Source organism: Enterococcus sp. C76 (assembly GCF_040886985.1).
GTDB lineage: Bacteria > Bacillota > Bacilli > Lactobacillales > Enterococcaceae > Enterococcus_B > Enterococcus_B lactis.
The window spans coordinates 441189-465488 of sequence record NZ_JBFOEY010000001.1 but is presented as its reverse complement, the minus strand read 5'-3'; the positions used below and the strand labels follow the sequence as shown (position 1 = coordinate 465488).

24 protein-coding genes and 1 pseudogene are annotated in these 24300 nt (G+C 39.4%); 1 reads left to right on the top strand and 24 read right to left on the bottom strand.

All coding sequences use genetic code 11. The features are described 5' to 3' along the window. Positions 1 to 36 precede the first annotated feature (36 nt). From coaE to AB3I00_RS02140, 24 genes are all read right to left on the bottom strand, one after another. Positions 37 to 666 (bottom strand): dephospho-CoA kinase, encoded by a 630-nt coding sequence (gene coaE / locus AB3I00_RS02255; protein ID WP_086328154.1) that lies wholly within the window; start codon positions 664 to 666, stop codon positions 37 to 39. Next, positions 630 to 1466, bottom strand: a complete 837-nt coding sequence (mutM, locus tag AB3I00_RS02250) for a DNA-formamidopyrimidine glycosylase (RefSeq protein WP_002340745.1) — start codon at positions 1464 to 1466, stop codon at positions 630 to 632. Before mutM ends, coaE begins: the two co-directional genes overlap by 37 nt. A gap of 44 nt (positions 1467 to 1510) precedes the next feature. Further along, positions 1511 to 4153, bottom strand: coding sequence for a DNA polymerase I (polA, locus tag AB3I00_RS02245; RefSeq protein WP_368024699.1), 2643 nt, complete (start codon positions 4151 to 4153; stop codon positions 1511 to 1513). A gap of 125 nt (positions 4154 to 4278) precedes the next feature. Next, positions 4279 to 4962, bottom strand: coding sequence for a Bax inhibitor-1/YccA family protein (locus AB3I00_RS02240; RefSeq protein WP_368024698.1), 684 nt, complete (start codon positions 4960 to 4962; stop codon positions 4279 to 4281). Continuing rightward, positions 4955 to 5440 carry a MaoC/PaaZ C-terminal domain-containing protein gene (locus tag AB3I00_RS02235; RefSeq protein ID WP_002291977.1) on the bottom strand — a complete coding sequence of 162 codons (486 nt, stop codon included), beginning with the start codon at positions 5438 to 5440 and terminating at the stop codon, positions 4955 to 4957. The genes AB3I00_RS02240 and AB3I00_RS02235 overlap by 8 nt, the downstream gene beginning before the upstream one ends. Before the next feature lie 426 nt (positions 5441 to 5866). After that, entirely contained in the window at positions 5867 to 7201 is a 1335-nt protein-coding gene (murC, locus tag AB3I00_RS02230) for a UDP-N-acetylmuramate--L-alanine ligase (protein WP_002319131.1), read from the bottom strand. A gap of 133 nt (positions 7202 to 7334) precedes the next feature. After that, positions 7335 to 8096, bottom strand: coding sequence for a YdcF family protein (locus AB3I00_RS02225; RefSeq protein ID WP_002319130.1), 762 nt, complete (start codon positions 8094 to 8096; stop codon positions 7335 to 7337). 27 nt (positions 8097 to 8123) lie between these two features. After that, the gene (locus tag AB3I00_RS02220) at positions 8124 to 8594 is read right to left on the bottom strand and encodes a SprT family protein (RefSeq protein ID WP_002291983.1); all 471 of its coding nucleotides are present in this window, start codon (positions 8592 to 8594) and stop codon (positions 8124 to 8126) included. A 19-nt stretch (positions 8595 to 8613) separates the two neighbouring features. Then, on the bottom strand, positions 8614 to 10794 hold the full coding sequence (locus AB3I00_RS02215) for a Tex family protein (RefSeq protein WP_368024697.1): 2181 nt from the start codon (positions 10792 to 10794) through the stop codon (positions 8614 to 8616). A gap of 143 nt (positions 10795 to 10937) precedes the next feature. Continuing rightward, positions 10938 to 11669, bottom strand: coding sequence for a metallophosphoesterase (locus AB3I00_RS02210; RefSeq protein ID WP_002329267.1), 732 nt, complete (start codon positions 11667 to 11669; stop codon positions 10938 to 10940). 68 nt (positions 11670 to 11737) lie between these two features. Then, positions 11738 to 12679 carry a rhodanese-related sulfurtransferase gene (locus AB3I00_RS02205; protein ID WP_368024696.1) on the bottom strand — a complete coding sequence of 314 codons (942 nt, stop codon included), beginning with the start codon at positions 12677 to 12679 and terminating at the stop codon, positions 11738 to 11740. Positions 12680 to 12856: 177 nt separating this feature from the next. Next, the gene (locus AB3I00_RS02200; protein ID WP_002374534.1) at positions 12857 to 13225 is read right to left on the bottom strand and encodes a VOC family protein; all 369 of its coding nucleotides are present in this window, start codon (positions 13223 to 13225) and stop codon (positions 12857 to 12859) included. A 364-nt stretch (positions 13226 to 13589) separates the two neighbouring features. Further along, complete coding sequence (locus tag AB3I00_RS02195) at positions 13590 to 14981, bottom strand: L-cystine transporter (RefSeq protein ID WP_002306552.1); 1392 nt, start codon at positions 14979 to 14981, stop codon at positions 13590 to 13592. Positions 14982 to 15192: 211 nt separating this feature from the next. Then, positions 15193 to 15579 (bottom strand): DUF1149 family protein, encoded by a 387-nt coding sequence (locus AB3I00_RS02190; RefSeq protein ID WP_002291995.1) that lies wholly within the window; start codon positions 15577 to 15579, stop codon positions 15193 to 15195. A gap of 55 nt (positions 15580 to 15634) precedes the next feature. Further along, entirely contained in the window at positions 15635 to 16258 is a 624-nt protein-coding gene (locus AB3I00_RS02185) for an HAD-IA family hydrolase (RefSeq protein ID WP_368024695.1), read from the bottom strand. Between the two features lie 62 nt (positions 16259 to 16320). After that, on the bottom strand, positions 16321 to 16989 hold the full coding sequence (locus tag AB3I00_RS02180; RefSeq protein ID WP_024635050.1) for a 2,3-diphosphoglycerate-dependent phosphoglycerate mutase: 669 nt from the start codon (positions 16987 to 16989) through the stop codon (positions 16321 to 16323). An 11-nt stretch (positions 16990 to 17000) separates the two neighbouring features. Beyond that, entirely contained in the window at positions 17001 to 17438 is a 438-nt protein-coding gene (locus AB3I00_RS02175) for a hypothetical protein (RefSeq protein WP_002319123.1), read from the bottom strand. Between the two features lie 61 nt (positions 17439 to 17499). Further along, positions 17500 to 18171 carry a hypothetical protein gene (locus AB3I00_RS02170; RefSeq protein WP_002327855.1) on the bottom strand — a complete coding sequence of 224 codons (672 nt, stop codon included), beginning with the start codon at positions 18169 to 18171 and terminating at the stop codon, positions 17500 to 17502. Positions 18172 to 18355: 184 nt separating this feature from the next. After that, positions 18356 to 18754: a P-II family nitrogen regulator gene (locus tag AB3I00_RS02165; protein WP_368024694.1), complete on the bottom strand. Its 399-nt coding sequence runs from the start codon at positions 18752 to 18754 to the stop codon at positions 18356 to 18358. Continuing rightward, positions 18751 to 19524 (bottom strand): DUF1538 domain-containing protein, encoded by a 774-nt coding sequence (locus tag AB3I00_RS02160; RefSeq protein WP_368024693.1) that lies wholly within the window; start codon positions 19522 to 19524, stop codon positions 18751 to 18753. The genes AB3I00_RS02165 and AB3I00_RS02160 overlap by 4 nt, the downstream gene beginning before the upstream one ends. Then, a complete protein-coding gene (locus tag AB3I00_RS02155) occupies positions 19521 to 20204 on the bottom strand; it encodes a DUF1538 domain-containing protein (protein WP_368024692.1) in 684 nt (227 codons plus the stop codon). Before AB3I00_RS02155 ends, AB3I00_RS02160 begins: the two co-directional genes overlap by 4 nt. A 167-nt stretch (positions 20205 to 20371) precedes the next feature. Then, positions 20372 to 21259 (bottom strand): carbohydrate ABC transporter permease, encoded by an 888-nt coding sequence (locus AB3I00_RS02150; RefSeq protein ID WP_368024691.1) that lies wholly within the window; start codon positions 21257 to 21259, stop codon positions 20372 to 20374. Beyond that, on the bottom strand, positions 21256 to 22125 hold the full coding sequence (locus AB3I00_RS02145) for a carbohydrate ABC transporter permease (RefSeq protein WP_368024690.1): 870 nt from the start codon (positions 22123 to 22125) through the stop codon (positions 21256 to 21258). The genes AB3I00_RS02150 and AB3I00_RS02145 overlap by 4 nt, the downstream gene beginning before the upstream one ends. A 136-nt stretch (positions 22126 to 22261) precedes the next feature. Beyond that, the gene (locus tag AB3I00_RS02140; RefSeq protein ID WP_368024689.1) at positions 22262 to 23548 is read right to left on the bottom strand and encodes an ABC transporter substrate-binding protein; all 1287 of its coding nucleotides are present in this window, start codon (positions 23546 to 23548) and stop codon (positions 22262 to 22264) included. A 273-nt stretch (positions 23549 to 23821) separates the two neighbouring features. On the opposite strand from AB3I00_RS02140, the pseudogene AB3I00_RS02135 reads away from it, so the two are divergent. Next, positions 23822 to 24082, top strand: a pseudogene (locus tag AB3I00_RS02135) (response regulator); the annotation flags it as partial. Between the last annotated feature and the right edge of the window lie 218 nt (positions 24083 to 24300).

Sequence of the window (24300 nt, the reverse complement as noted above, 5' to 3'; positions counted from 1 at the left end):
TCTATATACTCAGGATAGCAAACTTGACACAGATACTCAAAGAAAGCGATTAGCTGAAAGCCAATTTTCGATTTGTTCCACAAGTTCCTCTTTCGTTCCGTTGTTGTCAAACAAAATATCCGCACGCTGCTTTTTTTCTTCGATTGGAAGTTGACTGCTAATTCTCTGCTGCGCTTGTTCTAGTGTTAGCTGATTACGTTTCATCAAGCGTCTGAGTTGAATATCTGGCGTGGTATAAACGACAGCTACTGCATCCATATAGTGGTCATAATGACCTTCGTAGAGCAATGGGATATCTACAATTACTAAAGGATGATTGGAACTTAGAGAGGCGATTTGATCTTTTATCGCTTTTCGGATAAACGGATCTAATAGCTGATCAAGTTTTTGCCGTTTCTCCTTTGATGGAAAAACAATCATCCCAAGTTTCCCTCGATCTAGCTGACCATCAGACTGCAATATCTCTTGACCAAACACGGACACAACCTTCCTCAGAGCAAGCGTTCCAGGCTCAACAGTTTCTCTGGCAATCACGTCGCCATCGATCAAAGGAAATCCATGAGACTGAAAGACTTTGGCTGCCGTACTTTTGCCAGTAGCTATTCCGCCCGTCAAACCTAAAACAAAGCCTACTTTTCGATTTTCAGCCTTTGACAATTCGGACAATAGTGAGTCCCCCTTTGTGCCACTTTTGTTTTCACGATCGGTGTCCCACAACGTATACATGGTTTGCCAGTTTGCTGATAGACATGCAGTGCGACTTGGAATCCGCCTGATTCTCCTAATGCATTCAAATAGCTGCGAATCGTGGTACCTCCGGCTTCTATTGCACGATTCAAAACATCAATGATCGATAGACGTAATTGTTCTATCTCTTTTGGATGTAATGTATTCGCCGGTTGTTCTGGATGAATCTTCGCTTCCCATAATGCTTCGTCTACATAAATATTACCTAGTCCCGTTACTAGACGCTGATCTAGCAGTAAAGGCTTGATTGCTTTGTGCGATTTTTTCAATCCAGCTGCAAAATCTGCTAATAAAAAGCTGTCAGGCAATGGCTCAGGTCCTAATTTCATGATTCCTCGGTAAGTTGCACTTGCTCCTTTTTCGACGATTGTCATACGACCAAATTTTCGTACATCGTTGTAGCGAAGTTGGCTCCCGTCCTCAAAAAAGAAAAGTACATGCGTATGTTTATCGATTGGTGTATTTTCTTTCGTGAATTGATATTTTCCTTCCATTCGCAAGTGTGAGATCAGTTCATAATGATCGAGATGAAAAATCAAAAACTTCCCTCTACGTCCAATGGATTGGATGGTTTCGCCAACAAGAGAAGCCTCAAAGATGGGTGTCTCTGGTTGCTCGATGATCTTGGGCCACAAGACTTGCACTTTCTGAATCGTTTTTCCTACTACTAACCGTTCCAATCCTTTACGAACGGTTTCTACTTCTGGTAATTCTGGCATTTTTTCTTTTCACCTTCATTATATTGCTCTGTTTTAAACAATGTTTATTTTGCTTCGTACCACGTTTTTCCCCAACTGCTGTCAGTGATCAGTGGTACATGGAGAGAAACAGCTTGTTCCATAACTTCCTTCACCAATTTATCTAATGATTCAAGTTCTTTTTCAGGTACCTCGAAGACAAGTTCATCATGAACTTGTAACAGCATCGTAGCTTGAAGACCTGTTTCTTTCAATCGTTTATCCAATTCGATCATCGCGATTTTCAAAATATCAGCAGCACTTCCTTGGATTGGTGTATTGATAGCTGTTCGTTCCGCAAAAGAACGGATATTGTAATTTCTTGAATTGATGTCTGGCAAATATCGACGGCGGTGATACAGCGTTTCGACGTAGCCTTGGTCTTTTGCTTCGCGTACGATTCTTTCCATATATTCTTTGACACCTGGGTATTTTTCAAAGTACGTATCGATGTATTGCTGTGCTGCTTTTCGGCTGATGCCTAAATTTTGTGAAAGTCCGTAATCAGAGATGCCATACACGATACCAAAATTCACTGCTTTTGCCTGCCGACGCATATTTGGTGTGACATCCTCTGCTTTTTCGATTCCAAATACGCGCATCGCTGTGCTGGCATGGATATCTTGACCTTCTAGGAAGGCAGCTTTCAAATGTTCATCATTTGAGATATGCGCAAGTACGCGTAACTCGATTTGTGAATAGTCAGAAGAATAAATCAACCAGTCTTTTTCTCTAGGAACAAATGCCTGACGTATCTTTCTCCCTTCATCTAATCGAATCGGGATGTTCTGCAAATTAGGATCAACAGAGCTTAATCGTCCTGTTTGGGTCAATGTCTGGACATAACGGGTATGCACTTTTCCATCTGATTGGATCACTTTCAGCAGTCCCTCGACATAGGTAGATTGAATTTTTGCGATTTGACGATAGGTTAGGATATCCTCTACGATTGGTGCTTGTTCACGAAGCTGTTCCAGTACATCTACGGCTGTGGAGTACCCAGTTTTTGTTTTTTTGATAACGGGTAATCCCATTTTTTCAAATAAGATCACTCCTAATTGCTTTGGTGAATTCAAATTGAATTCTTCGCCGGCTTCTTCGTAGATTTTTTGTTCGATCTCTCTTAAGCGAGCAGAAAACTCGCCCTTCATTTCTTGTAAGCGAGTCGCATCTACTTTGATCCCGCTTATTTCCATCTCTGCCAAAATGATAGACAATGGCAATTCCATTTTCCGGAAAAGATCTTCTTGGTTTTTATCTGCCAGTTCTTGGCTCAATTTTGGTGTCAACGCATTGATTGCAGCTACTTTTCGCGCTAAATGAGCAAAAAAGAGTTCTTCTTCTGGTAAACCTTTTTTCGCCCCTTTGCCGTATACAGTTTCATCTGACTGGATATCGTTGTATCCGTAATGTGCAGCTATTCCTTCGATATCTGTGCTTTTTTCATTCGTATCGAGAAGGTATGCACCTAGCAAGACATCAAAATCGATTCCTTTTGTTTTTCCAGTATAGCGATTTAAAGCAACATAAGTTCGTTTCGCATCATATACTTTTTTCAATCGGGTCGGATCAGTGATCCAAGAATGGAACGCTTGGTTTTCGAATACAGACAGATCATTCGTGACATAGATTTTCTTTTCTGTCCCCCACGCTACTCCGACGATTTCCTCTGTATGGTAATTGTCGCCCATCATTTCCACGTACAGTGCCATATCCGTAGGAAACATTTCCTCTTTAAATTCATGCACGACTTCAAATAAAATATCATCCATTTTTACTTCTTCTTCAACGATATTCAGTTTAGAAAGGAACTGATTGAAATCCATTTCTTTATAAAATGGAACGAGTTTATCGAGATTTTTCCCTTCATACTTCAATGAGTCGATAGAGACCTCCACAGGGGCTGAAGTATTGATGGTCGCCAATTTCTTCGATAAGAAAGCTTGCTCTTTGTCATTTATCAGATTTTCTTTCATTTTGCTTTGCTTCATTTCATCAATATGCTCATAGATTCCTTCGACTGAGCCATATTGTTTCAATAGCTTGATAGCTGTTTTTTCACCGATTTTAGTCACACCTGGGATATTGTCAGAGGCATCTCCGGCTAGTCCCTTCATGTCAACAATCTGTTTTGGTGTCAATCCATCATATTTTTCCGCCACATGTTCTGGTGTATAACTTTCGATATCGCTGACACCTTTTACAGTGATATCCACTTTTACTTCTTTACTAGCTAATTGAGTCAAATCCCGATCACCGGAAAGTACGACGACATCAAATTGATCTTTGTCTACTTTTTCTGCCAAAGTACCGATAATATCATCCGCTTCATAATTGGGCAATTCGTAATACTGTACACCTAATCCCGTCAACAAATCACGGATATAGGGCATTTGTTCTTTGAATTCGCCTGGTGTTTTAGATCTTCCGCCTTTGTACTCCGCATACATTTCTGTCCGAAAGGTCGTTTTTCCTGCATCGAACGCAACCAGAACATGCGTCGGTTGCTCTTTTTGCATAACATTTTCAAACATCGTATTGAATGCATAGATTGCATTTGTATGAAGACCGTTTCTGTTTTTGAAACGTTCAAGGGAATTGTGCAGCGCAAAGAATGCGCGAAAAGCCACACTGTTCCCATCAACGAGTAATAATTTATTTTTTGTCATCTTCTTAACTCCTTACTGTAAAGTTCTTATTCATTCTAACAAAGAATCATGCGGAATGCGAAAAGAAAAAGCGGGACCATACCAAATATTTTGGTATAGCCCCAACTGATCAATTTTTTCCTTTTTTAGTTGTTCCGTCCAAAGATTCTTAAAAACGCCAAGAACAAGTTGATAAAGTCCAAATACAGCTTCAATGCCATGAATACTGCAATGCCACTATGTGCTGTTCCATTTGTCTGGACATAGATATTACGAATGCTTTGGTTATCATAAGCTGTGATCCCTGCAAAGATGACGACTAAAAGCAGTGAGATAAACAACTCAACTGCGCTACTTCTCAAAATGAAGATGTTCAAGACTAGTGCAATGATCACTCCGATCAAAGCAGCCTGTCCTGCTCTTCCAACCCCGCTAAGATCTCGTTTTGTTGTCACTCCGACGACAGACATCCCTATGAACATCAAGGTAGCTGTCAAGAAAGCTTGCGTTACTGTTCCAATATCGTAGAATGCAAGAGTAACTGCTAATGTTACGCCATTCAAAAGAGAGTAGGCAATAAATCCACCGATTGCTAAGCTCGGATTCTTTTGTGCTTTTACGCCTAGAACCATTACTAAAATCAGTTCAACGATCCACAGACCCATAAAGCCTAATGGAAAGTTATTGATAAAAGTTGCTAGTTGCAAAGGAAATACCCAAAGAGCCAAGTAAGAAGTGACTGCGCTAAGGGCAAGTCCCATACCTAAAAAGCCATAAACTTTTGCATAAAAACGATTGATACCTGACATTGATGTACTTGGATTATTCATTTAATTCACCTTCACTTTCGATTGCTATTTCCAATTCAGGAACTTGTGGCGGTTGGACCATAACAACAGCATCCAACACACGATCTTCGTTCGTGTTTTCCGCTTCTACAGAAATCGTCACCACATCCTTCATCTTATCTACTTTTATGACCTCAAACTGAAAAGTCAGTGTTTCATAATGGAAAACCGGTTCAATAAAATTGACAGAAAAATTGACAACATGTGATCCTGGTCCAGGAAGATGCTTTGAAATTGCACTTGTGATGATCCCCATCAGCATCACTGATGGAACGATTGGCTGATGATATTCTGTTTTTTGTGCAAAGTCATGTTGGATATACAAAGGATTTGCATCATTCGTCAATCCCAAATACAGCAAAAGCTGGTTATCTTCAATAGATTCTGTTAAGGATAACGAGTCGCCTTCCTCGATTTCATTTATTGTTTTTCCTAGTTTTCTCGGCTTACCTATGTTCAAGATAGAAACCCTCCAGTTTATTTTTAATCATACATTATTGTACCAAAAGCAGCGCAAAAGGCAAGTTCTGCTCCTTTGATTTAACAGATTCCTATAGTTTAAAAGGTCGTGAAAAAGCTGTCCTGCATCAAGTAATAAGAACAGTCAAGAAAAAACAGCTTCTCATGTTTTTGATTTGGCTGGGCTTATTACCGCAGATGCAAGCTTTTGAACACCGTATATCTGAGGTCGTGAAAAAGCTGTCCTGCATTAAGTAATAAGAACAGCCAAGAAAAACAGCTTCTCATGTTTTTGATTTGGCTGGGCTTATTACCGCAGATGCAAGCTTTTGAACGCCGTTTATCAAAAGTTGTAAAAAAGGGAGCATGACAAGAATTTTGCCACTCTCCCTCTTTCTATTTTTATAAGGACACTGCAGTAATTGTATTACAGTACATTTTTCGTCGTGCTGCTTAAAAGTTTTTCATACGCTTGTTCAAATTTTTGAACATCTCCAGCACCCATGAAGATTACTACTGCATCATGATAATCTAATAGTGGAGATACATTATTTTCTTTGATGACTTCTCCACCTTTTTTGATTTTCGCTCCAAGGTCTTCGATCTTAACGTTTCCTTGTTCTTCCCGAGCCGAACCAAAAATATCGCATAAGTAAACTTTATCAGCTAAATCAAGTGCTTCTGCAAATTCATCCATCAATGCAATCGTACGCGTAAACGTATGAGGTTGGAAAACTGCAATTATTTCTTTATCTGGATATTTTTGGCGTGCGCCATCAATCGTTGCTTTGATTTCTGCAGGGTGATGCGCATAATCATCAACTACGGTCATGTCTGCTACGATTTTTTCACTGAATCGACGTTTTACTCCTGGGAAAGTCAGCATTTCTTCCGCAACTTCCTTCAGATCCAGTTTTTCGAAATACGCGACTGCAATAACACCTAAAGCATTTAAAATATTGTGTTTGCCGAATGCTGGTACAGTGAAATGTCCAACAAATTCATCCCCATGATAGACATCAAAAGCAGAACCGGATGTTGTACGTTCGATGTTTCGTGCTTGGATATCATCATTTTCTGTGACACCATAATAATAAATCGGCACATCTGCTTCTAATTTGCGTAAATAAGCGTCGTCACCGTACGCAAAAATAGCTTTTTTCACTTGTCCAGCCATTGTTTGGAAAGCTGTAAATACATCGTCGATACTTGTATAATAATCCGGATGATCAAAATCGATGTTTGTCATGATCGCATAGTCTGGTGAATAGGCAAGGAAATGACGGCGATATTCACAGGCTTCAAATGAAAAGAATTCCGCTTGCGGATCACCATGCCCTGTTCCGTCTCCAATTAGATAACTTGTTGGACGGACACCACTCAATACATGAGAGAGCAGACCAGTCGTACTTGTTTTTCCGTGAGAACCTGTTACAGCGATACTCGTATAGTTTTGGATAAAATGACCAATAAAGTCGTGATAGCGAATCACTTCCAAACCTAATTCTTTTGCTCGCTGGATTTCTTCATGTGAATCAGGAAATGCATTTCCTGCAATAATCGTCATACCTGGTTTTACATTCTCTGCGTTAAATGGCAGAATCGTGATATTTGCTTTTTCTAAATCTCTTTGTGTAAAGAAATATTTTTCAATGTCTGATCCTTGGACATTTAAACCTTGTTCATGTAAAACAAGAGCCAAGGAGCTCATTCCTGAACCTTTGATACCAACGAAATGATACAATTTATTTTGATTTTCCATTTGAATCCTCTTCTCTTATCTAGCGTCCATTCTTTTAGCTATTACATTCAACACGCTCCTCATTATCTTATAAACGATTGAAAATTTCAACCAAATTTATTTAGAAAGGAGGATTCGCCTGCTAAAAAGAAGGTCATGTACGTGAAAAATCCGTTTTTATTGACTGTTTGATTCTTGTATAAGAAGACCAAACTTCTTCTGATATATCAATATGAGGAATAAAATCTTTTCCTTTCGGACCATAGCCATTCTCATCGTCGTGGAGTCGCTCCATTTCTCCTAACACCAGTGCATAGAAATATTCCTTCGGCCATTGGTGGTTCAGTTCTTTTACTGTAAAGATGATCTCCTCAGAAAAGTGAAGGATTTCCGGCACAAATGGCACAGCATTTACGAAAACAGTTTGTTCATTTTGCCATACTTTCTCAAAAGTTGCTCGAGTCCTGCGTTGCAGTGTCGGATCATTCATCAATAGGACTTTTTCTGGTACAGCATCTAAGGAATGAAGAATCTCCAGTGAAAAAGTGGCGTTCTCTCCAGAATTTGTAGACTTCGATTCTATCAGGAAAGCCTTATCGGGCAAATCATAGACTTCTTTTAGATACTGACGACAGATTTCACTTTCACTCATGCCTTCTTCAAAATGAAATCCTTGCTTTTCAAAATTCTCATAAAGGATCCTAGTCGCATGACCCACACCGCCGACCAAAAACAAACGTTCTACTTGACCATTTACATACATTTGTGCTGCTTTATCAGCTAAGATAGGAAGACCGTTTCCAGCTAAAATAAGTGTAGGTGCCGACAATTTCTCAAAATCTTTCTCATCAGGTGCGGCTAAAAAGGCTAATAACTGATTCCAGTCTTTTAGATTTCTCTGCTCGTTTTTTTCCAAAAACGCTTCATCCTTTCATCTGATTTTTTATACTTCATTGAGGCTTTCTCTCTTTGTCTCAATCCATTTGATTTCCCCATGACATCTTCCACAACGATATTTGTGTACATCGATTCTTCTTTTGCGGCAGATTGTGGCAGAACAATCTTGGCATTGATAATATTCGATCTTTATCTGTTTCTTCGTCAAGGCTGGCGCATAGCGCAATCCTCCTGTTTTTTTCAAAAGATACTTGAAATCCATATCTTTATGACGATATCCTCTTCCAGTTAAATGAAGATGGTAATGGCAAAGTTCATGTTTGATGATTCCTGTAATCGTTTCTTTGTCTGACTCTTCAAACAGCTTTACATTAAAATCTAAATGATGATCGTTTAAATGATAGCGCCCGCCAGTTGTACGCAAGCGTGGATTGAACATTGCTTGGTGCTTGAAAGGACGCTGGAAGCTTTTTAATGATATCTCTTCTACTAACTGCTGCAGTTCTTCTTGTGTCAATTTTTGTTACTCCTCATTGTTACTCTTCATAAGGGGAAAGCATCGTCAAACTGATTCTGCCTTTTTTCGTATCAACTTGTTCTATCCAAACCGTCACGATATCTCCGACTGACACGACGTCTGTAGGATGCTTGACAAATTTTTTGCTAAGTTTTGAAATATGGACAAGTCCGTCTTGTTTCACACCGATATCGACAAATGCGCCGAAGTCGATGACGTTACGGACCGTTCCAGTCAATTCCATCCCTGGTTTCAAATCTTCCATACTCAACACATCTGTACGCAATAGGGGCGCTGGCATCTCATCACGCATATCTCGTCCAGGTTGTGTCAGCCCAGCTAAAATATCGGCTAACGTTTCTTCTCCGACTGATAAACTTTCAGCCAGTTTCTCCGCGGATAACCGTGTCAATTTTTCTACTGCTTCTTCTGTCCCAAGCTCTTTTTCTGAAAGATGGACGGTCATTAATATGTCTTTCGCAATAGAATAACTTTCGGGATGGATACCGGTGTTGTCCAAAATGTTTTTCCCGCCAGGAACTCGCAAGAAGCCGATTGCTTGTTCATATGCTTTTGGTCCTAAACGTGGCACTTTTTTCAGCTGAGTTCGTGCAGTAAATTCTCCATTTTCTTCACGATAACTGACAATGTTTTGGGCAGTCGTTTTATTCAATCCTGATATGTGCTGCAAGAGCTGTGGACTAGCCGTGTTCACATCCACGCCTACTTGGTTGACCGCTGTTTCCACGACAAAATCCAATTGTTCAGCCAAACGTTTTTGTGAAACATCATGTTGGTACTGTCCTACACCGACAGCTTTAGGATCGATCTTGACTAATTCAGCTAAAGGATCTTGCAGACGACGGGCAATAGAAACAGCACTTCTTTCTTCTACTTGTAGATGCGGGAATTCTTTTCGTGCAATTTCGCTAGCGGAGTAAACAGAAGCGCCAGCTTCATTAACAATGGCGTAATAGGCTTTATGGTCGGCTGATTTCAATTGCTCAGCCACAAAAAGTTCTGATTCCCGACTGGCTGTTCCATTCCCGATAGCTACCATATCTACTTGATATTTATTGATCAATTGGATAAAAGCTGGACCAGCAGCTTCCCTTTTCGCTTGTGCTGCAGGTTTATGCGGATAAATGACTTCGATTGCCAAAACTTTTCCTGTCGCATCTACGACTGCTAGTTTACATCCAGTACGATAGGCAGGATCAAATCCCAGTACGACTTTACCTTTTAGCGGTGGTTGCAACAAAAGATTGCGAAGATTTTCTCCAAAAATAGCGATGGCTTGCTCATCCGCTTTTTCAGTCAATTCATTACGCAGTTCTCGCTCGATTGCCGGCTGTATAAAACGTTTATAACTATCTTGATAGGCTTCTCTTACAAAGGAAGAAGAAGGAGAGGCAGGATTTTTCACTAATTGGCGATCCAAGTAAGCTAAAACTGCTGCTTCGTCTACTTGAAGGAATACTTTGAGAACCTCTTCTTTTTCTCCTCGATTAGTGGCCAATATCCGATGAGAAACCATTTTATGGACAGGTTCTGCAAAGTCATAATACATTTCGTATACGCCTTTTTCATCTGTTTTCTCATCCTTGACTTGGCTGACATACATGCCTTTGTTATACGTATAAGACCGAATCCAAGTCCGAAACTTTGCATTATCGCTGACTTGTTCAGCAATGATCTCATGCGCACCTTGCAACGCTTCTTCAGCAGAAGAGACTTCTTTTTCTTTATCGATATATTTTTCTGCTTCCGATTGTACCTCTCCATCTGTAAGCTGCATCAGCCACAGCGCGAGTGGTTCAAGTCCTTTTTCTTTAGCAATCGTTGCTTTTGTCCGTCGTTTCTGTTTGTATGGACGATATAAATCTTCCACTTGTTGCATTTTTACGGATTGCGTGATTTCTGTTTCTAACTCTGGGGTCAGCTTCCCTTGTTCATCGATCAGCCGAATCACTTCGTTTTTTCGTTTTTCTAAGTTTTCAAGATAGGCATACCGCTCTTCGATTTCACGAATCTGGACTTCATCAAGACTTCCCGTCATTTCTTTTCGATAACGCGCGATAAAAGGAACGGTGTTTCCTTCATTTAACAAATTAAGTACAGTCGTCAACTGCTTGGGACGATAGTCTGAAAGCTCTTTTTGTACAAGCTGAATGATTGTCTGGTTCAAATTTTCCGTCATTAAAATGCCTCTTTTCTGCTAAAAATTGCTTCTTTATTCTATCATACTTTTTATCATGGGTTAAACTGCTGAAAGAAACAATATTCTCTATACAAATAAAAAGAGCCGCAACAAAGTCGCAGCTCCTTCATTCTTTCCATTCGTCAGATTCCTTGCCAAGATCCTTCGTTGTTCTGATATTCAATGTCTTGAAGGATACCTTCCTTGTCAAAAACAACCCCATGCAATGACCCTCCGAATACAGCTCCACCGTCCATTCCGATTTTATGATCCTGAATCCAGAGGTCTGTTGTCTGCATATCTCCATGGAGCATTGGTGTAATCGTATGTCCAAATACAATTGTCTTACCTGTATTGTTTTTCCCTTCATGAAAGGGTTCCCGTATCCAAATAAAGTCTCTTGGACTTGTCTTACGCCAGTCTTTCTTTGTCAAATCCACTCCAGCATGGACAAACAGATAATTTTCCCATTCATAATACAAGGGGCGCTGGACTAAAAATCCAATCAGTTCTGGGTATCTTGATTGGATCATCATTGAGATTTCAGTCGGGGAGTATTCCTCCGACGCACCTGGGTGAAGTAGGCTTTCAAATGTTTCTTTTCCACCATTTCTGATATAAGGCGCATACCAGTCCTCCGGTGCTTGCAGAAATTGCAAAAAATATTCTTCATGGTTGCCCCGGAGATAAATGGCTCCTGTTTCTTCGACTAATTGCTTTCCTAATAGAAAACATTCCTTTGTACGAGGTCCTCGATCATTGAGATCTCCTAATAAAACAAGCTGATGGATCGTCGGATCATAATAGTGAATAAGTTTTTCAAAAAGATCATATTTACCATGGACATCGCCAATAGCATAAATCAATGATTTCATGTGGATCACCATCCTCAACGATAGTATAGCGCACATCGGAAATGGTCGACAATCAAAACTATTGTTTTCTATTTATTTAAAGCTACAAATCGCAGTTCTGCTTCTTCTGGAGAGATTCCATGATCTTGAACATAGCGGTTGCGTGGATGTTTCGCACACTCTACGCTACATGCTCCTAAATGTTTTTCTTCATTTTCAATAGAAGCAAGAATCTGACGATTGCACTCAGGATTGCTACAATTGATATATCGTTCACATGGTGTTCCGTCAAACCAGTCGCGACCGACGATTTGTTTATCTACTTGGTTGATATCGACAGCGATCCGTTCGTCAAACACATACATCTTGCCGTCCCATAATTCCCCTTTAACTTCAGGATCCTTACCATAAGTAGCAATACCGCCATGCAGCTGTCCGACATCTTTGAATCCTTCACGGACAAGCCAACCAGAAAACTTCTCGCAACGAATACCACCAGTACAGTAGGTCACTACCCGTTTTTCCATAAATTCTTCTTTGTGCTCGCGAATCCAGTCTGGAAGCTCTCGAAAACTGCGTATATCTGGGCGTACAGCCCCTCGAAAATGCCCCAAGTCATATTCATAATCATTCCGTGCATCAATCACCACTGTCTGTTCGTCTAAAATAGCTTCTTTAAATTCTTGCGGTGAAAGATAAGCACCTGTCACTTGGTTTGGATCAATGTCCTCTTCTAGCTTTAAACTTACAAGCTCTGGACGGTATCTTACAAACATCTTCTTAAAGGCATGTCCTTCGCTTGGATCGATCTTGAACATCGTATCAGCAAATCGAGGATCAGCTTTCATTGCTTCCATATAGGCAGTCGTGTTTTCAACGGTTCCAGACACAGTACCATTTATTCCTTCTTCAGCTACTAGAATACGACCTTTAAGATCCAAAGATTTGCAAAAGGCTAAATGATTTTTGGCAAATTCCTCTGGTTCTTCTATTTTTGTATAATTGTAATAAAGCAGTACTTGATAATCCATGTATTTCTTCCTTCCTTCTTTTCGTTCCTAAACAGTATAAAGAAGGCGTTCGCATTTGACGATTTATTTGCTTGTGTATAATTACGCATGTGTTTTTTTGTTTACATAATATTATTATTTGAATTAAAAAGACTTCGCTTTCCTGTTTTGCACAGAAAAACAAAGTCTTTGTTTCTATTATTTACCTGTAACCGCAAAGTAATTGCCATCAGGATCAGCAAAGTTGAAGACATATTCTTCTCCAAGCTGTACCATATCACCTAATGTGACTGATTGCGTCTGCATTTTTTTATATAGTCCAAAGATATCTTTGCTGTAAAACATCAAAGATGGGGCACTAGTAGCTGTGCCAGGTGAATGGGACTCAACAAACGCTCGATCATATAACACGAATGAGGTTTGACTGTCCTCAACTCCTACTTCAATTACAAGCGTCCCATCCATTTCTTGACGATCTTTTTCCGCAAAGCCAATTGCTCTCCAAAACGCTGCATTTTTTTCTACATCGTCCACATAAAGCATGATTTTTATTTCATTCGTAAACATCTGTTTCCTCCTAAACGATCTGTTCTAACATTCCCAACTTTGTCAGTTTACCATAGGAAAATGGGAAAATCTACGAAAGCTCTCAACAGAATCGTCCTACTTAAATACGCTTCTCTTTAATAATAAATAAGTTGGTTGTTTTTGTTATCTAGGCTTTCACTTTTCGGAATAAATAATATGTATTTATATGGACTATATAAAAAAAGAGGTTGTGACAAAAATCGAGTCACAACCTCTGGTAAACGGTGTTCTCCTGCCAACTCCTCGGTCACAAGTCACAATATTCAACAAACATGAGAAGCTGTTTATTGAAATTGCTCCTTGTGACTCAGAGTGAAACGGCAGGCTCACAACCTCTTTTTAACTATGCATTCACATCGATCACTTTAGAATCATCATTGATGACATCGCGATCTAAATCTTTGATGCGTGCACTTGTCACGATACCAGCTACCATGCTACCGCTGACGTTTACTGCTGTGCGTGCCATATCGATTAATGGTTCAACAGAGATAACTAACCCAACGATTGCTACTGGCAAGTTCATTGCCCCTAAAACGATCAGTGAAGCAAATGTTGCACCACCGCCGACTCCGGCTACACCAAAAGAACTGATTGTTACAATCGCCACAAGCATCAAAATAAATTCCAAACTAAAGACATTCACTCCAGCCGCTGGTGCGACGATCGTTGCCAACATAGCTGGATAAACACCAGCACAGCCGTTTTGTCCAATAGACAAACCAAAACTTGCTGAGAAGTTAGCTGTTGCATCGTCTACTCCTAAAGCTTTTGTCTGAGTCTCGATGTTCAATGGCAAGGCTCCGGCACTTGAACGTGAAGTAAACGCAAAGCTCAATACCGGAAAGGCTTTTTTGAAATAGTTGATTGGATTGACTTTTGCACCAATCAAAATCAGTGAGTGGACAATCAAAACAGCAAGCAAGGCTACATAAGATGCAACGACAAATTTACCTAAATTGACGATAGCCGCAAAATCACTTGTTGCCAAAACGTTTGTCATCAAAGCAAATACCCCATATGGTGTCAAACGCAGAACAAGCGTCACGATCCGCATAATGATTTTATACAGACTGTCGACTAGATCTGAAAAGAATGCTGCTTCTTTTGGCGCTTTTCTTTTCACACCTAGATAAGCGATACCGACAAAGGCTGCAAAAATAACGACTCCAATCGTACTAGTTGCACGGCTACCTGCTAAATCAGCAAATACGTTTTTAGGGATAAAGGATAAAATCTGCTGCGGAATCGATAAGTTTTCAACCGTTTCCTGACGTGTCGCCAATTCAGAGATCCGTGCTGTTTCTGCTGCTCCTTGTGTGAATTTAGCTCCTTGAAGACCGAACAGCATCGTTGAACCAATTCCGATCAATGCTGCAATAGCTGTTGTACCAAGTAAAGAAGTCAGCACAGTTGCACTGATTTTCCCCAGCTTTTCAGAAACTTTCATTTTTGTGAATGCACCAATGATCGAAATGAACACTAGAGGCATAACTAGCATTTGCAAGAATGATACATACCCTTGTCCTACGATCCCGATCCATTCCATTGATTGAGTAACGACTTTGTCTTCTACACCAAAGATCAATTGAAGCAGACCGCCAAAGACGATACCAACTCCTAATGCTGTAAAGACGCGTGTTGAAAATTTTGTATGGCGCTTTTGCATACGATAGAACACATATAATAATGCCGCAAAAACTAGAACCACTAAAACTGTGATGAGTGTTGTCATTTTTCTCCTCCTCATATTATTAATGACAAGTCCATCGAAGGAAGTAAAGGTTCCCGAGAATGATTCTTCAACCATCCTCCTGAAAAATTTTTTTCAGTGACTTTTACATTTTAGACGATTTTTATCGAAATGACATTCTTTTTGCTTACAATTAGTAATAAAAAAACATACCTGCGATAGATTAAAACTATCGCAGACATGTTTTTACTGTCTATTCTTGTTTTTCTGATTGAAAATTCAATTTTACCCCAGGCTGATCCAAGGCGATCTCTGTCACCTCATAAGACATCCGGCGTACGATATCAAATAACGGTGCTACTAGCTCGTCCACCTCTTCTTGTGTGACATCATTTTGTCCTTCAATTTTCCGATTGAGGATATGATTGATCTGACTCACACTTCCAGATAAAACATATGTATCAAACACTAAACGGAACTCTAAGCGTGCTCCTACGATGCTATGTTCTTTCGGATAGTTTTCGATCGTTTCTTTCAAAGGCGAGAAGCCCACTTTCAAATCTGTTTCTACTTCTTGGTTCGGTAATCTCATATCATAATGAAATGCTTCTACTACTTCTTTTTGTCTTCTGATTTCCATATAATTTTATCACTCCTTTATAAAAATTATAACATATCTCCTTTGTAAGGGGATACTATTTTTTTAAGTTACTCTGCAAGGATAGGATTTCATTCAAATTTCCTACCACATGATCTGCAGGAATCTCTCCCAGAAAATGATCGATATCGTAAAGACAAGTAACGACTCCTGCGTTTTTCCCCGCTTCGATATCTAAACGGCGATCGCCGATCATCATCGTGTCTGTTCTTTCTAAATGAAAAGTATCGATCAAATAATTTAACGATGCTGGATTCGGTTTACGAGGAAAATCCTGATCAATCCCTACTACTTCCTCAATCAGATGGGCTAATTGATACTCTTTCAGCAGTTCCCATGTCGATTCTGTCAAACGGTGGGTCAAGATGAAGTGACGTCCTCCATTGATTTTTAGACTTTCAAGTACTTGTTTCGTTTCTGGAAATGGACGGGAAGCTTCCTTGCTTTTTTTCTCATACCGATGAAACCATTCATTAAATTCATTGGCGTCCAAAATTGATTCATTGATCAAATAACTGGTGGAATATTTTTTCATTTTGAAGTAGATCTCTTTTTTGTCCATATTGATACCAAAATCTTTTAGAGCTTGCTGAGCACCATCTACCATTGCGGGATACGTATCAAACAATGTCCCGTCAAAGTCCCATATATAATTTTTCATGTTCTTTTTGTTCCATTCCTTTGCTTCTTTTTTCTATCTTTCACTATAGATAAATACGTTGATTAAAGTATTGTTTTCTCTAGAATCGTCAAATCGTCTGCTAATGTATATTGGATTGGTTGTGCGTTCGGGATATCAATTGTATCCATTTGATCCTCAGGAATATTTTCTAAATATTTTGTCAGTGCTCGGATGCTATTCCCATGACCCACAACTAGTAAATCTTTCCGATCTTTCAGTTTTGGTGCCAGTTGATCTTGCCACAAAGGAATGATCCGATTCACTGTCATTTCTAGACTTTCTCCGTACGGAATCAAATGTGGATCCAAATGATCATATCTGCGGTCAAATCGGTTTTCTGCGGTTAACGGCGGAACTTCTGTATATCCTCTGCGCCATTTCTTTACTTGATCTTTTCCGTATATTTCTTTCATCTGATCCTTGTTTTTACCAACAAGATCCCCATAGTGCCGTTCATTCAGACGCCATGTTTTTACTATAGGAAGCCACAACTGCCCCATTTCTTCTAGTGCGACTTGACCGGTAAGAATCGCGCGTTTTAAAACAGAGGTGTAAACCGCATCGAATTGAAGACCGGCTTCACACATTTTTTGACCGGCTACTGCTGCTTGTTCTTTTCCTTTTTCTGTTAAGGCGACATCTAGCCACCCTGTCCAGTAATTTTCAAAATTTGCTTCGCTTTCGCCATGACGCAATAATACTAATTTCATTTTTTTCTCCCTTAAACATTCGTTTCGAATTTTATGCCACATGTTTTGCATGTCACGCGTATTCGTCCTTTTCCTCTAGGCGCACGCTGCTTTTGATGACAATTCGGGCACTCAAAAAAAGTATAGCTTTTTCGTTCCGTTTTAGCTTGCTTTTTGTTTCTCATCTGATGATATTTTTCTTTGACTTTATCAAAATATTCCAAATAACGTTGATTTTCATTTAGTCTAGGATAGATTTTTTTTGATAGAAAACGAAATAGCATCCATCCGAAAAAGACGATGAACAACAATTGCCCGATCCTATATGGCAACCACCGACTTAGTAAACTAAAAAAAAGTGCGATAATCAATAGAACACGATTCAATTGATCAAATTTTGCATATCTTCCCTGCATAAGTTTTTGATAGTTCTGCTGAAACCGTATCAGTCTTTCTAACCATGTTTGCATCCTGTTATCTCCTCCATCATCTATTATTCATTATGACAAAAAAATCAAAAAAGAAAAAGCCTTAATTGGCCTTTTCCATTGCGACTTGATGAAGGACATTCCGATTTCTGGTAAAGTCGATCACAATCACTTTCTTTTTATCTTCTCTGTTGACTACACGGAATGTGTCCGTCAATGGCAAAAACAGCTTCTTAGATGGTAGCTGTTGCATACGTATAAAACGATGGATCATCGTAATCAATTGAGGGAATTGAATGGACGTATGAAGCAGATTTGGATATTTTTTCAACAGTTGAGTCGTTTTGATCAAATTCCGTTTTTTACTGATTACTTTTAAAAAGCTTTTTAGAATCTTTTGCTGACGTCTAAAAATAGAAAAAGAATTTTCATCATCTATTTGATAACGCATTTGTTTCTGTAGTTCTGCTGCAGTCAAATGAATCTTCTCATCGTTCGTATCGATCATCAAACCTTCTGGGAATAGCTCAACGACTGCTCGATCCCAAGATTCAAGAGAAAGCTCGATATAATCTTTTACCGGTAATTCCAATTCTGCCTCAAAAAAGTGCAAAACAGCCGATAGCCCTTCTGCTTGATAAATTTCTCCTAATGTTAGTCCCTCTAGATGGAACTCTGGTGAAAAATGCAGCAATGTTTTATTTTCCTGCAATTGAACATATAGAAATGTTGACCGCTCAATCAGAGTATCTTTTAAAACAACTAAAAAATTCATTTTTCTCCCCCTTTTTTCATCATTTTTAAAATAGCATATTTTGAAAAGAAAGTCTGATGCTTAGAGAAGAATTTCATAAAAATTTACTATTTCATAAGTATTCACGAAAAAAACATAAACAAAAAAGCGGAAATAACGTTCATCCGCCTTCTTGTTTAGGTTTATTTCTTCTTCAAATGCTTGTCTATGATTCAGGATTTTCTCTATCGGTAGTTTCATCCAAAAGTTCCTGCATCCCGATAATTTCCCGATACTGATGAATCTTAGTGATACCAATTACTTTATCTACATCAATACTAAAACAAATCCCGTTACCTGGAACATCGATGTTGATGCCTTGACCAATCGCATCCATCACTTGATTCGTCAAACTATCTGGTACTAATGTCAAAACAACATCTTTTTCTGGCGAGATGTCCAAACCTAAAAATTTCCCTGAATCATGTACACCAGAACCACGACCATGCAAGATTGTTCCGCCAGCTGCACCTGCTTCTTTTGAAAAGTCGATGACATCTTCACCTGTTCCTCCGTCCACGATCGTCACAATCATGTGAAGATTCAATGCTACAAGATCTTTCATTTGCTTTCCCCCAATTTTCGCAATCTTTCTTTTTCGATTCTGTCTTTTTCATCTTTTCGTTTATAAATATATCCTAGTACTAAAGTGGATAATATTGGTGTCAATGCAATCATTGCAACCACACCAAACCCATCAATGATCGGATCTCTTCCCTCAATTTGTGCAGCGATCGCCACGCTCATTGATAAAATAAATGTCGAACACATCGGACCCGTTGCTACTCCACCGTTGTCAAAAGCCATTGCTAAAAAGATCTTGTCCACTTTTCGTCCTAAAATAAATGCTAGCCCATATCCTGGGATCAAGAAATAATAAAGAGAGAATCCGACGAGCAAACGCCACATAGACAATCCTACTGCTGCGCCAATCCCAATCGAAATCACCATCAGCATGATTTTCGACCGGATCCTCCCTTCACTCAATTCTTCAACCTGTTTGACCATTACATGAATCGCCGGCTCAGCAAACCCTACTAGGAACCCCATCAAAAAGCCAAGGAGAACCAATATATAATTATAGGGCAATCCAGCGATCGTACTCCCTAAATGCTGTCCTACCGGAACGTAAGCCATATTGACTCCGTGCAGGAAAAGGATCAACCCAATAGTCGTTATCAAGAAGCCTTTCATAATGTCAAAGAAACGCTTCTTGCGCATACGAAAACTAATGATATTCATCAAAACAAATAGAATCACGATAGGTGCCACTGCTAAAATAACTTCCATAGTAACGATCTCGATACCATCTATCACTTGCTGCCAGAAACTCATTGGAAGATCACCCCCAAAATCATTACGGCAAGAATGGGTCCTAATGAAGCAATACCAACCATTCCAAAGCTGTCATTTTCATTTTTCTTTTGTTTGATCATACTAGTCATCCCTCCGGCAAGGGCCAAGATAAATGGAACAGTTACTGGACCAGTAGTCACTCCCCCCGAATCAAAAGCAATCGGCATGAATTCGGAACTAGTGAAAAACGAGGCGATCAAAACGCCTATGTAGCCTATAGCCATCAATTGATAATAGGATAGCTTGAATACGACCCGAAGCAGCGCAAAGGCTAGAAATACTCCAGTGCCGACGCTGACGATCCCAATCAGCAACACTCTGCCAATCTCTCCGTCAGATATATCATATACTTGTTGTCCCAAAACTTGCACGGAAGGTTCGGCAATCGTGATCACGATCCCGATAGCAAACCCCAAACTGACCAAAACAGCCAAACTTTTCTTTTTGATCATATATTTCCCTACTAGATCTCCGACTTCCATCATGGAATAGTCTGCCCCAAACAAAAAGAGCGTCATTCCGATCATCATGATAGCCGCACCTACCAAGAATGAAGTGAGGTCTTCTCCTTCTAACGGCGCAAAAACAAACGTTAAAATGACAATCAGGACGGTCATCGGCAATATGGCAGCAATCACTTCTTTAAAATTTTTTATCATGTATCCTCCTCCTTTACTCTTTAAGTTTACCTTAAAATGAAAGAGTTTTCGAGTATAAATTTAAAACGTTATCATTTAATTTTTCTCGCCATAAAATAACACACGTCCCAAAAGTATCTTTTTACTTGGAAAAGATGACTTTGTAGGGACGCACTTACTGTTGTTTTTTATTTTACAGAGCCGATCATTCCTTGAACGAATTGCTTTTGCAAAACAAAAAATACGATGGCAGTTGGTAAAGTAGCAATGACTAATCCAGCCATGATCATTCCATAGTCTGGTGTATAGGAAGCACCCATAGCAGATAAAACAAGCGGAACCGTCCGTTTATCAGGAGACTGCAAAGCCACTAAGGGCCATAAATAATTGTTCCAGCTGCTCATGAATGTGATGATTGCTGCCGCTGCATAGGTATTTTTAGCCGTCGGCATATATACTCTAAAAAAAATACTTAGTTCTTTTAGACCGTCTAATCGAGCGGCTTCTACTAGATCTTTTGGAAAGGATTTAACATTTTGTCGGAAGAAGAAGATCAAAAAAGCAGTACTGATAGATGGTAAGATTACAACTAAGAAACTATTGATTCCCAAAATCGTTCCGTTCAATTGTGAAAACATTCGATACAAAGGAATCATCAATGCCGCAAAAGGAACCATCATCGATAGCAGTAGAATATTGAAAATCAAGTCTTTTCGCTTGCTTTGATAAATCTCAAATCCATATCCTGCCATTGACGAAATCAGCAATGCTAACACAGTGGTCACTAGAGCGATCATTGCTGAATTCCAAAGGGAACGAGTAAAATTCAGTTCATTGGAAAACAAATTTTGAAAATTGATGATCAAGTTACTGCCAATCTTTATTTTTCCCGATGTGATATCCACGGGTGTATTCGTCATTCCCAGAATCATCCATACAAAAGGGAAAATGGAAATAAATGATAGGATGCTTAATGCTGTATACTTTAATGCTGACCCAATTGCTGAACGAAGTCCTAAGGTTTGTTTTTTGACGTTGGGGTGTGCGATCGTTTCTTTTTCTACCATGCTTTTCATCGACTCTCTCCTCCTACTTTCTTTTGGATTATCGACAATATCACAATAAAGGCAACAATAACAAAGGAAACTGCTGCCGCATATCCAAAATTAGGCGTGAATTTATAACTCAAATTATAGATGTATTGAGACAGGGTGGTTGTTGCATTTGCTGGACCCCCGCCAGTAATATTTTGTACTTCATCAAAAAGCTGCAATGTCCCGATCGTCGAAGTAATGGAAGTAAACAAAATGATCGGTTTTAAATTCGGGATCGTCACTTTGATAAACTGCTGCCATTTAGAAGCACCATCAATAGATGCTGCTTCATAAATCTCCGAATCAATATTTTGCATGCCTGAAAGGAAAAAAATCATATTGTATCCAGTCCAACGCCAAGTGATCGAAAGAATGATCAGAACTTTCGCCCAAATTGGATGAGTCAGCCAGCCAATCGGTGTATCAATCATACCAATGCCCAACAACAAGTTGTTTACAAGGCCAGATTGAGAAAATAGACTTTTCATGATCAGAGAATAACTGACCATCGAAGTGATACACGGAAGAAAAATAGCTGTTCGAAACAACCCTTTATATTTCAGCTTTTTATCATTTAAAAGGTTGGAAATAAAAAGCGCTAGAAACAGCATGATTGGTACTTGAACTAGTAAATACAGGAACGTATTGAAAAAAGCTTTTTTAAAAGTAGCATCTGTCAGCATCCGCTGATAATTACCTAATCCGTTAAATGTCATATTGACAGGGGGACCACTTTGAAAAGACGTGATCAAAGCCAAAACCATCGGAATAAAAACCATGACCGATATCAAAATGACTGGCAAGATTAAAAAAGCATGCCCGTTTTTGAATAAATCTTTCTGCTTCATTCTTTTCCCTCCAATTCTATCATTGATTATCTACATGAAAAGACAAGAAAGACAACGTCTGTAAGGCAGCCGCCATCTTTTTTGTCTTTTCGGTTGTCTGATAAAAAAGCAAAGAAATTTGCTTTTTCATCACCAATCAATTAGCCAACTGTGCTTCTACTTGTTTTTGTGTATCTGCTAGTACCTTGTCTGTCTCTTCTCCATTGATGATTCGATGAAGAGCTTCGGCTACGACTGCTTCAATTGCATAGGTCTCATGTCCGTAATTCACTTCTGGAATTTCTGATGTCCATTTGGAAAAATCATCAAAGACCTTTTGGCCACTGTAAAATTCTGAAGCTTCTTGATAAGCTTCTTGTTCATTTGCACTAAGCATCGTAGACACCAGTCCGATTTCTTTCGCAAGAGTGCCCATCAGTTCTTCATTCGATGCAAACGTTGCTTCGAGGAAATCTTTCGCTGATTCTTCTCCAGCTACTCCTTTGAGCACATACCAGCCAGCTCCGCCAAGGTTAGAAGCTTGCGCTTTTTGTAAATTTTCTGGCAGTGCAGGTATTGGCGCAATCTTCCATTTTCCAGATTGGTCTTCTGCTCCTTGGATCGTTGAAGAATACCAAGCGCCAGTTGGGCTAGAAGCTACTGCTCCTGATTGTATCGCAGTTACTCCAGCATTCCAGTCAGAAGTTTGTTCGACTAAGTCTTCTTTCAAAAGAGTGGCAAATAATTCAAGACCATACTTTAAAGATGCATTGTCTTGGATCGTGACTGTCTCCCCATCTTTGGACGTATACCATTCTCCCGCCTGTTGCATTATCATTCTTACTCGACCAAGATCAGAAGGATTGACTTCAGCGATTTTCTTTCCCGTCTTTTCTTTGACATCTCGCGCCACTTGAATATACTCGTCCCACCTCAGATTCTCCATATCCTCTTCAGTATATCCTGCTTCAGCCATCAGATCCGTACGATAGAAGTTTGCTGTTACGCCCGAATCGAAAGGAACACCGTATATTTTTTCTCCTACTTTGTTTACTGCAAATTTATATGGTGCAAAATGATCTTCCTTTACAATAGCAGACAAATCAGCGAATGCATCTGGATAAGAAGTCAAATAGCCTTGTATCCTGTAATCTTCAATCAAGACGATATTGGGCAATCCTTCTGTATTCCCGCTTGCTAAAGCGGTGTTCAGTTTCTGAACGATATCATCCTGAGACATCGTAACAACTTCTATCTCTGTTTCTTCGTTCTCATAAACTTTTTTTGCTTCATTCACTGCTTTGATATTGAATGTCTCATCCCACGCCCAGACAGTGACTTTTTCTTCGTTGTCTGCTGTACTACTAGCACTTCCGCATCCTGTTAAGAAACCTGATGCTGCCGCTAAACAAACGACTCCAGCAATTAACTTTCTGATGTTCATTTTTATCCGCTCCTTTTCCATCCATTAGTTGTTTATGTTTGCTACATTCATCATACCAAAATTTGAAAACGGTTTCTTCATTATTCAGATACTTCAAAAATTTCTCCTAAAATAATAAAAAAATACAAATCAACTATGACAAAAGGAATAATCTTAGCATCTAGACCAAAGATCGAAAGGGTGGAGGTTTCTTTAAAATAAAAATATCCTTGCATTTTCTCCTAGAAATAAGTATTTTTAAATTACAAGACTATTCTTAAGGCGGGTAAAAAAATGCCAATACGCGTAATTCTTATCGATGATGAACAGACGATTTTAGATGGAATGAAACAGTTGATCAATTGGTCTGAGCACGGGTTTCAATTAATAGGAACTTTTTCCAGCCCATTGAAAGCGCTTGACTTTTCTTTGGCACATGCAATCGATATCGTGGTCACAGATGTAATGATGCCTGAACTAAATGGAATCGAATTATCGCGGCTATTAAAACAGCAACAACCTGAAACACAGATCCTTATCCTCTCTAGCTATGATGAATTTGATATGGTTAAAGATTCTTTTAAAGAAGGCGTCGCTGATTATCTTTTAAAGCCTCGATTGAGTCCTGATTTTTTTCTCAATTCCTTAACTGCCGTTTCACAAAAAATCAAAAAAAAGCCCAACAAAAGCCCAATCACCGATCGTTATGAGCAGATCTGCGAGAATCTTTCACAGCAGATTGCTGGACAAACTCGTCCATTGCTTGACCCTCT

What these genes read in the sequence shown, in the direction of transcription:
- AB3I00_RS02195 (WP_002306552.1), bottom strand. Translation starts at nt 14,981, where the DNA reads ATGACAACACTCATCACAGTTTTAGTGGTTCTAGTTTTTGCGGCATTA.
- AB3I00_RS02180 (WP_024635050.1), bottom strand. Translation starts at nt 16,989, where the DNA reads ATGAAATTAGTATTATTGCGTCATGGCGAAAGCGAAGCAAATTTTGAA.
- AB3I00_RS02150 (WP_368024691.1), bottom strand. Translation starts at nt 21,259, where the DNA reads ATGAAAAGCATGGTAGAAAAAGAAACGATCGCACACCCCAACGTCAAA.
- mutM (WP_002340745.1), bottom strand. Translation starts at nt 1,466, where the DNA reads ATGCCAGAATTACCAGAAGTAGAAACCGTTCGTAAAGGATTGGAACGG.
- AB3I00_RS02160 (WP_368024693.1), bottom strand. Translation starts at nt 19,524, where the DNA reads ATGAGTTTCTGGCAGCAAGTGATAGATGGTATCGAGATCGTTACTATG.
- murC (WP_002319131.1), bottom strand. Translation starts at nt 7,201, where the DNA reads ATGGAAAATCAAAATAAATTGTATCATTTCGTTGGTATCAAAGGTTCA.
- AB3I00_RS02170 (WP_002327855.1), bottom strand. Translation starts at nt 18,171, where the DNA reads ATGAATTTTTTAGTTGTTTTAAAAGATACTCTGATTGAGCGGTCAACA.
- polA (WP_368024699.1), bottom strand. Translation starts at nt 4,153, where the DNA reads ATGACAAAAAATAAATTATTACTCGTTGATGGGAACAGTGTGGCTTTT.
- AB3I00_RS02210 (WP_002329267.1), bottom strand. Translation starts at nt 11,669, where the DNA reads ATGAAATCATTGATTTATGCTATTGGCGATGTCCATGGTAAATATGAT.
- AB3I00_RS02165 (WP_368024694.1), bottom strand. Translation starts at nt 18,754, where the DNA reads ATGAAAGATCTTGTAGCATTGAATCTTCACATGATTGTGACGATCGTG.
- AB3I00_RS02200 (WP_002374534.1), bottom strand. Translation starts at nt 13,225, where the DNA reads ATGTTTACGAATGAAATAAAAATCATGCTTTATGTGGACGATGTAGAA.
- AB3I00_RS02190 (WP_002291995.1), bottom strand. Translation starts at nt 15,579, where the DNA reads ATGGAAATCAGAAGACAAAAAGAAGTAGTAGAAGCATTTCATTATGAT.
- AB3I00_RS02205 (WP_368024696.1), bottom strand. Translation starts at nt 12,679, where the DNA reads ATGGATTATCAAGTACTGCTTTATTACAATTATACAAAAATAGAAGAA.
- AB3I00_RS02215 (WP_368024697.1), bottom strand. Translation starts at nt 10,794, where the DNA reads ATGACGGAAAATTTGAACCAGACAATCATTCAGCTTGTACAAAAAGAG.
- AB3I00_RS02240 (WP_368024698.1), bottom strand. Translation starts at nt 4,962, where the DNA reads ATGAATAATCCAAGTACATCAATGTCAGGTATCAATCGTTTTTATGCA.
- AB3I00_RS02155 (WP_368024692.1), bottom strand. Translation starts at nt 20,204, where the DNA reads ATGATAAAAAATTTTAAAGAAGTGATTGCTGCCATATTGCCGATGACC.
- AB3I00_RS02140 (WP_368024689.1), bottom strand. Translation starts at nt 23,548, where the DNA reads ATGAACATCAGAAAGTTAATTGCTGGAGTCGTTTGTTTAGCGGCAGCA.
- AB3I00_RS02175 (WP_002319123.1), bottom strand. Translation starts at nt 17,438, where the DNA reads ATGCAAACATGGTTAGAAAGACTGATACGGTTTCAGCAGAACTATCAA.
- AB3I00_RS02185 (WP_368024695.1), bottom strand. Translation starts at nt 16,258, where the DNA reads ATGAAAAATTATATATGGGACTTTGACGGGACATTGTTTGATACGTAT.
- AB3I00_RS02145 (WP_368024690.1), bottom strand. Translation starts at nt 22,125, where the DNA reads ATGAAGCAGAAAGATTTATTCAAAAACGGGCATGCTTTTTTAATCTTG.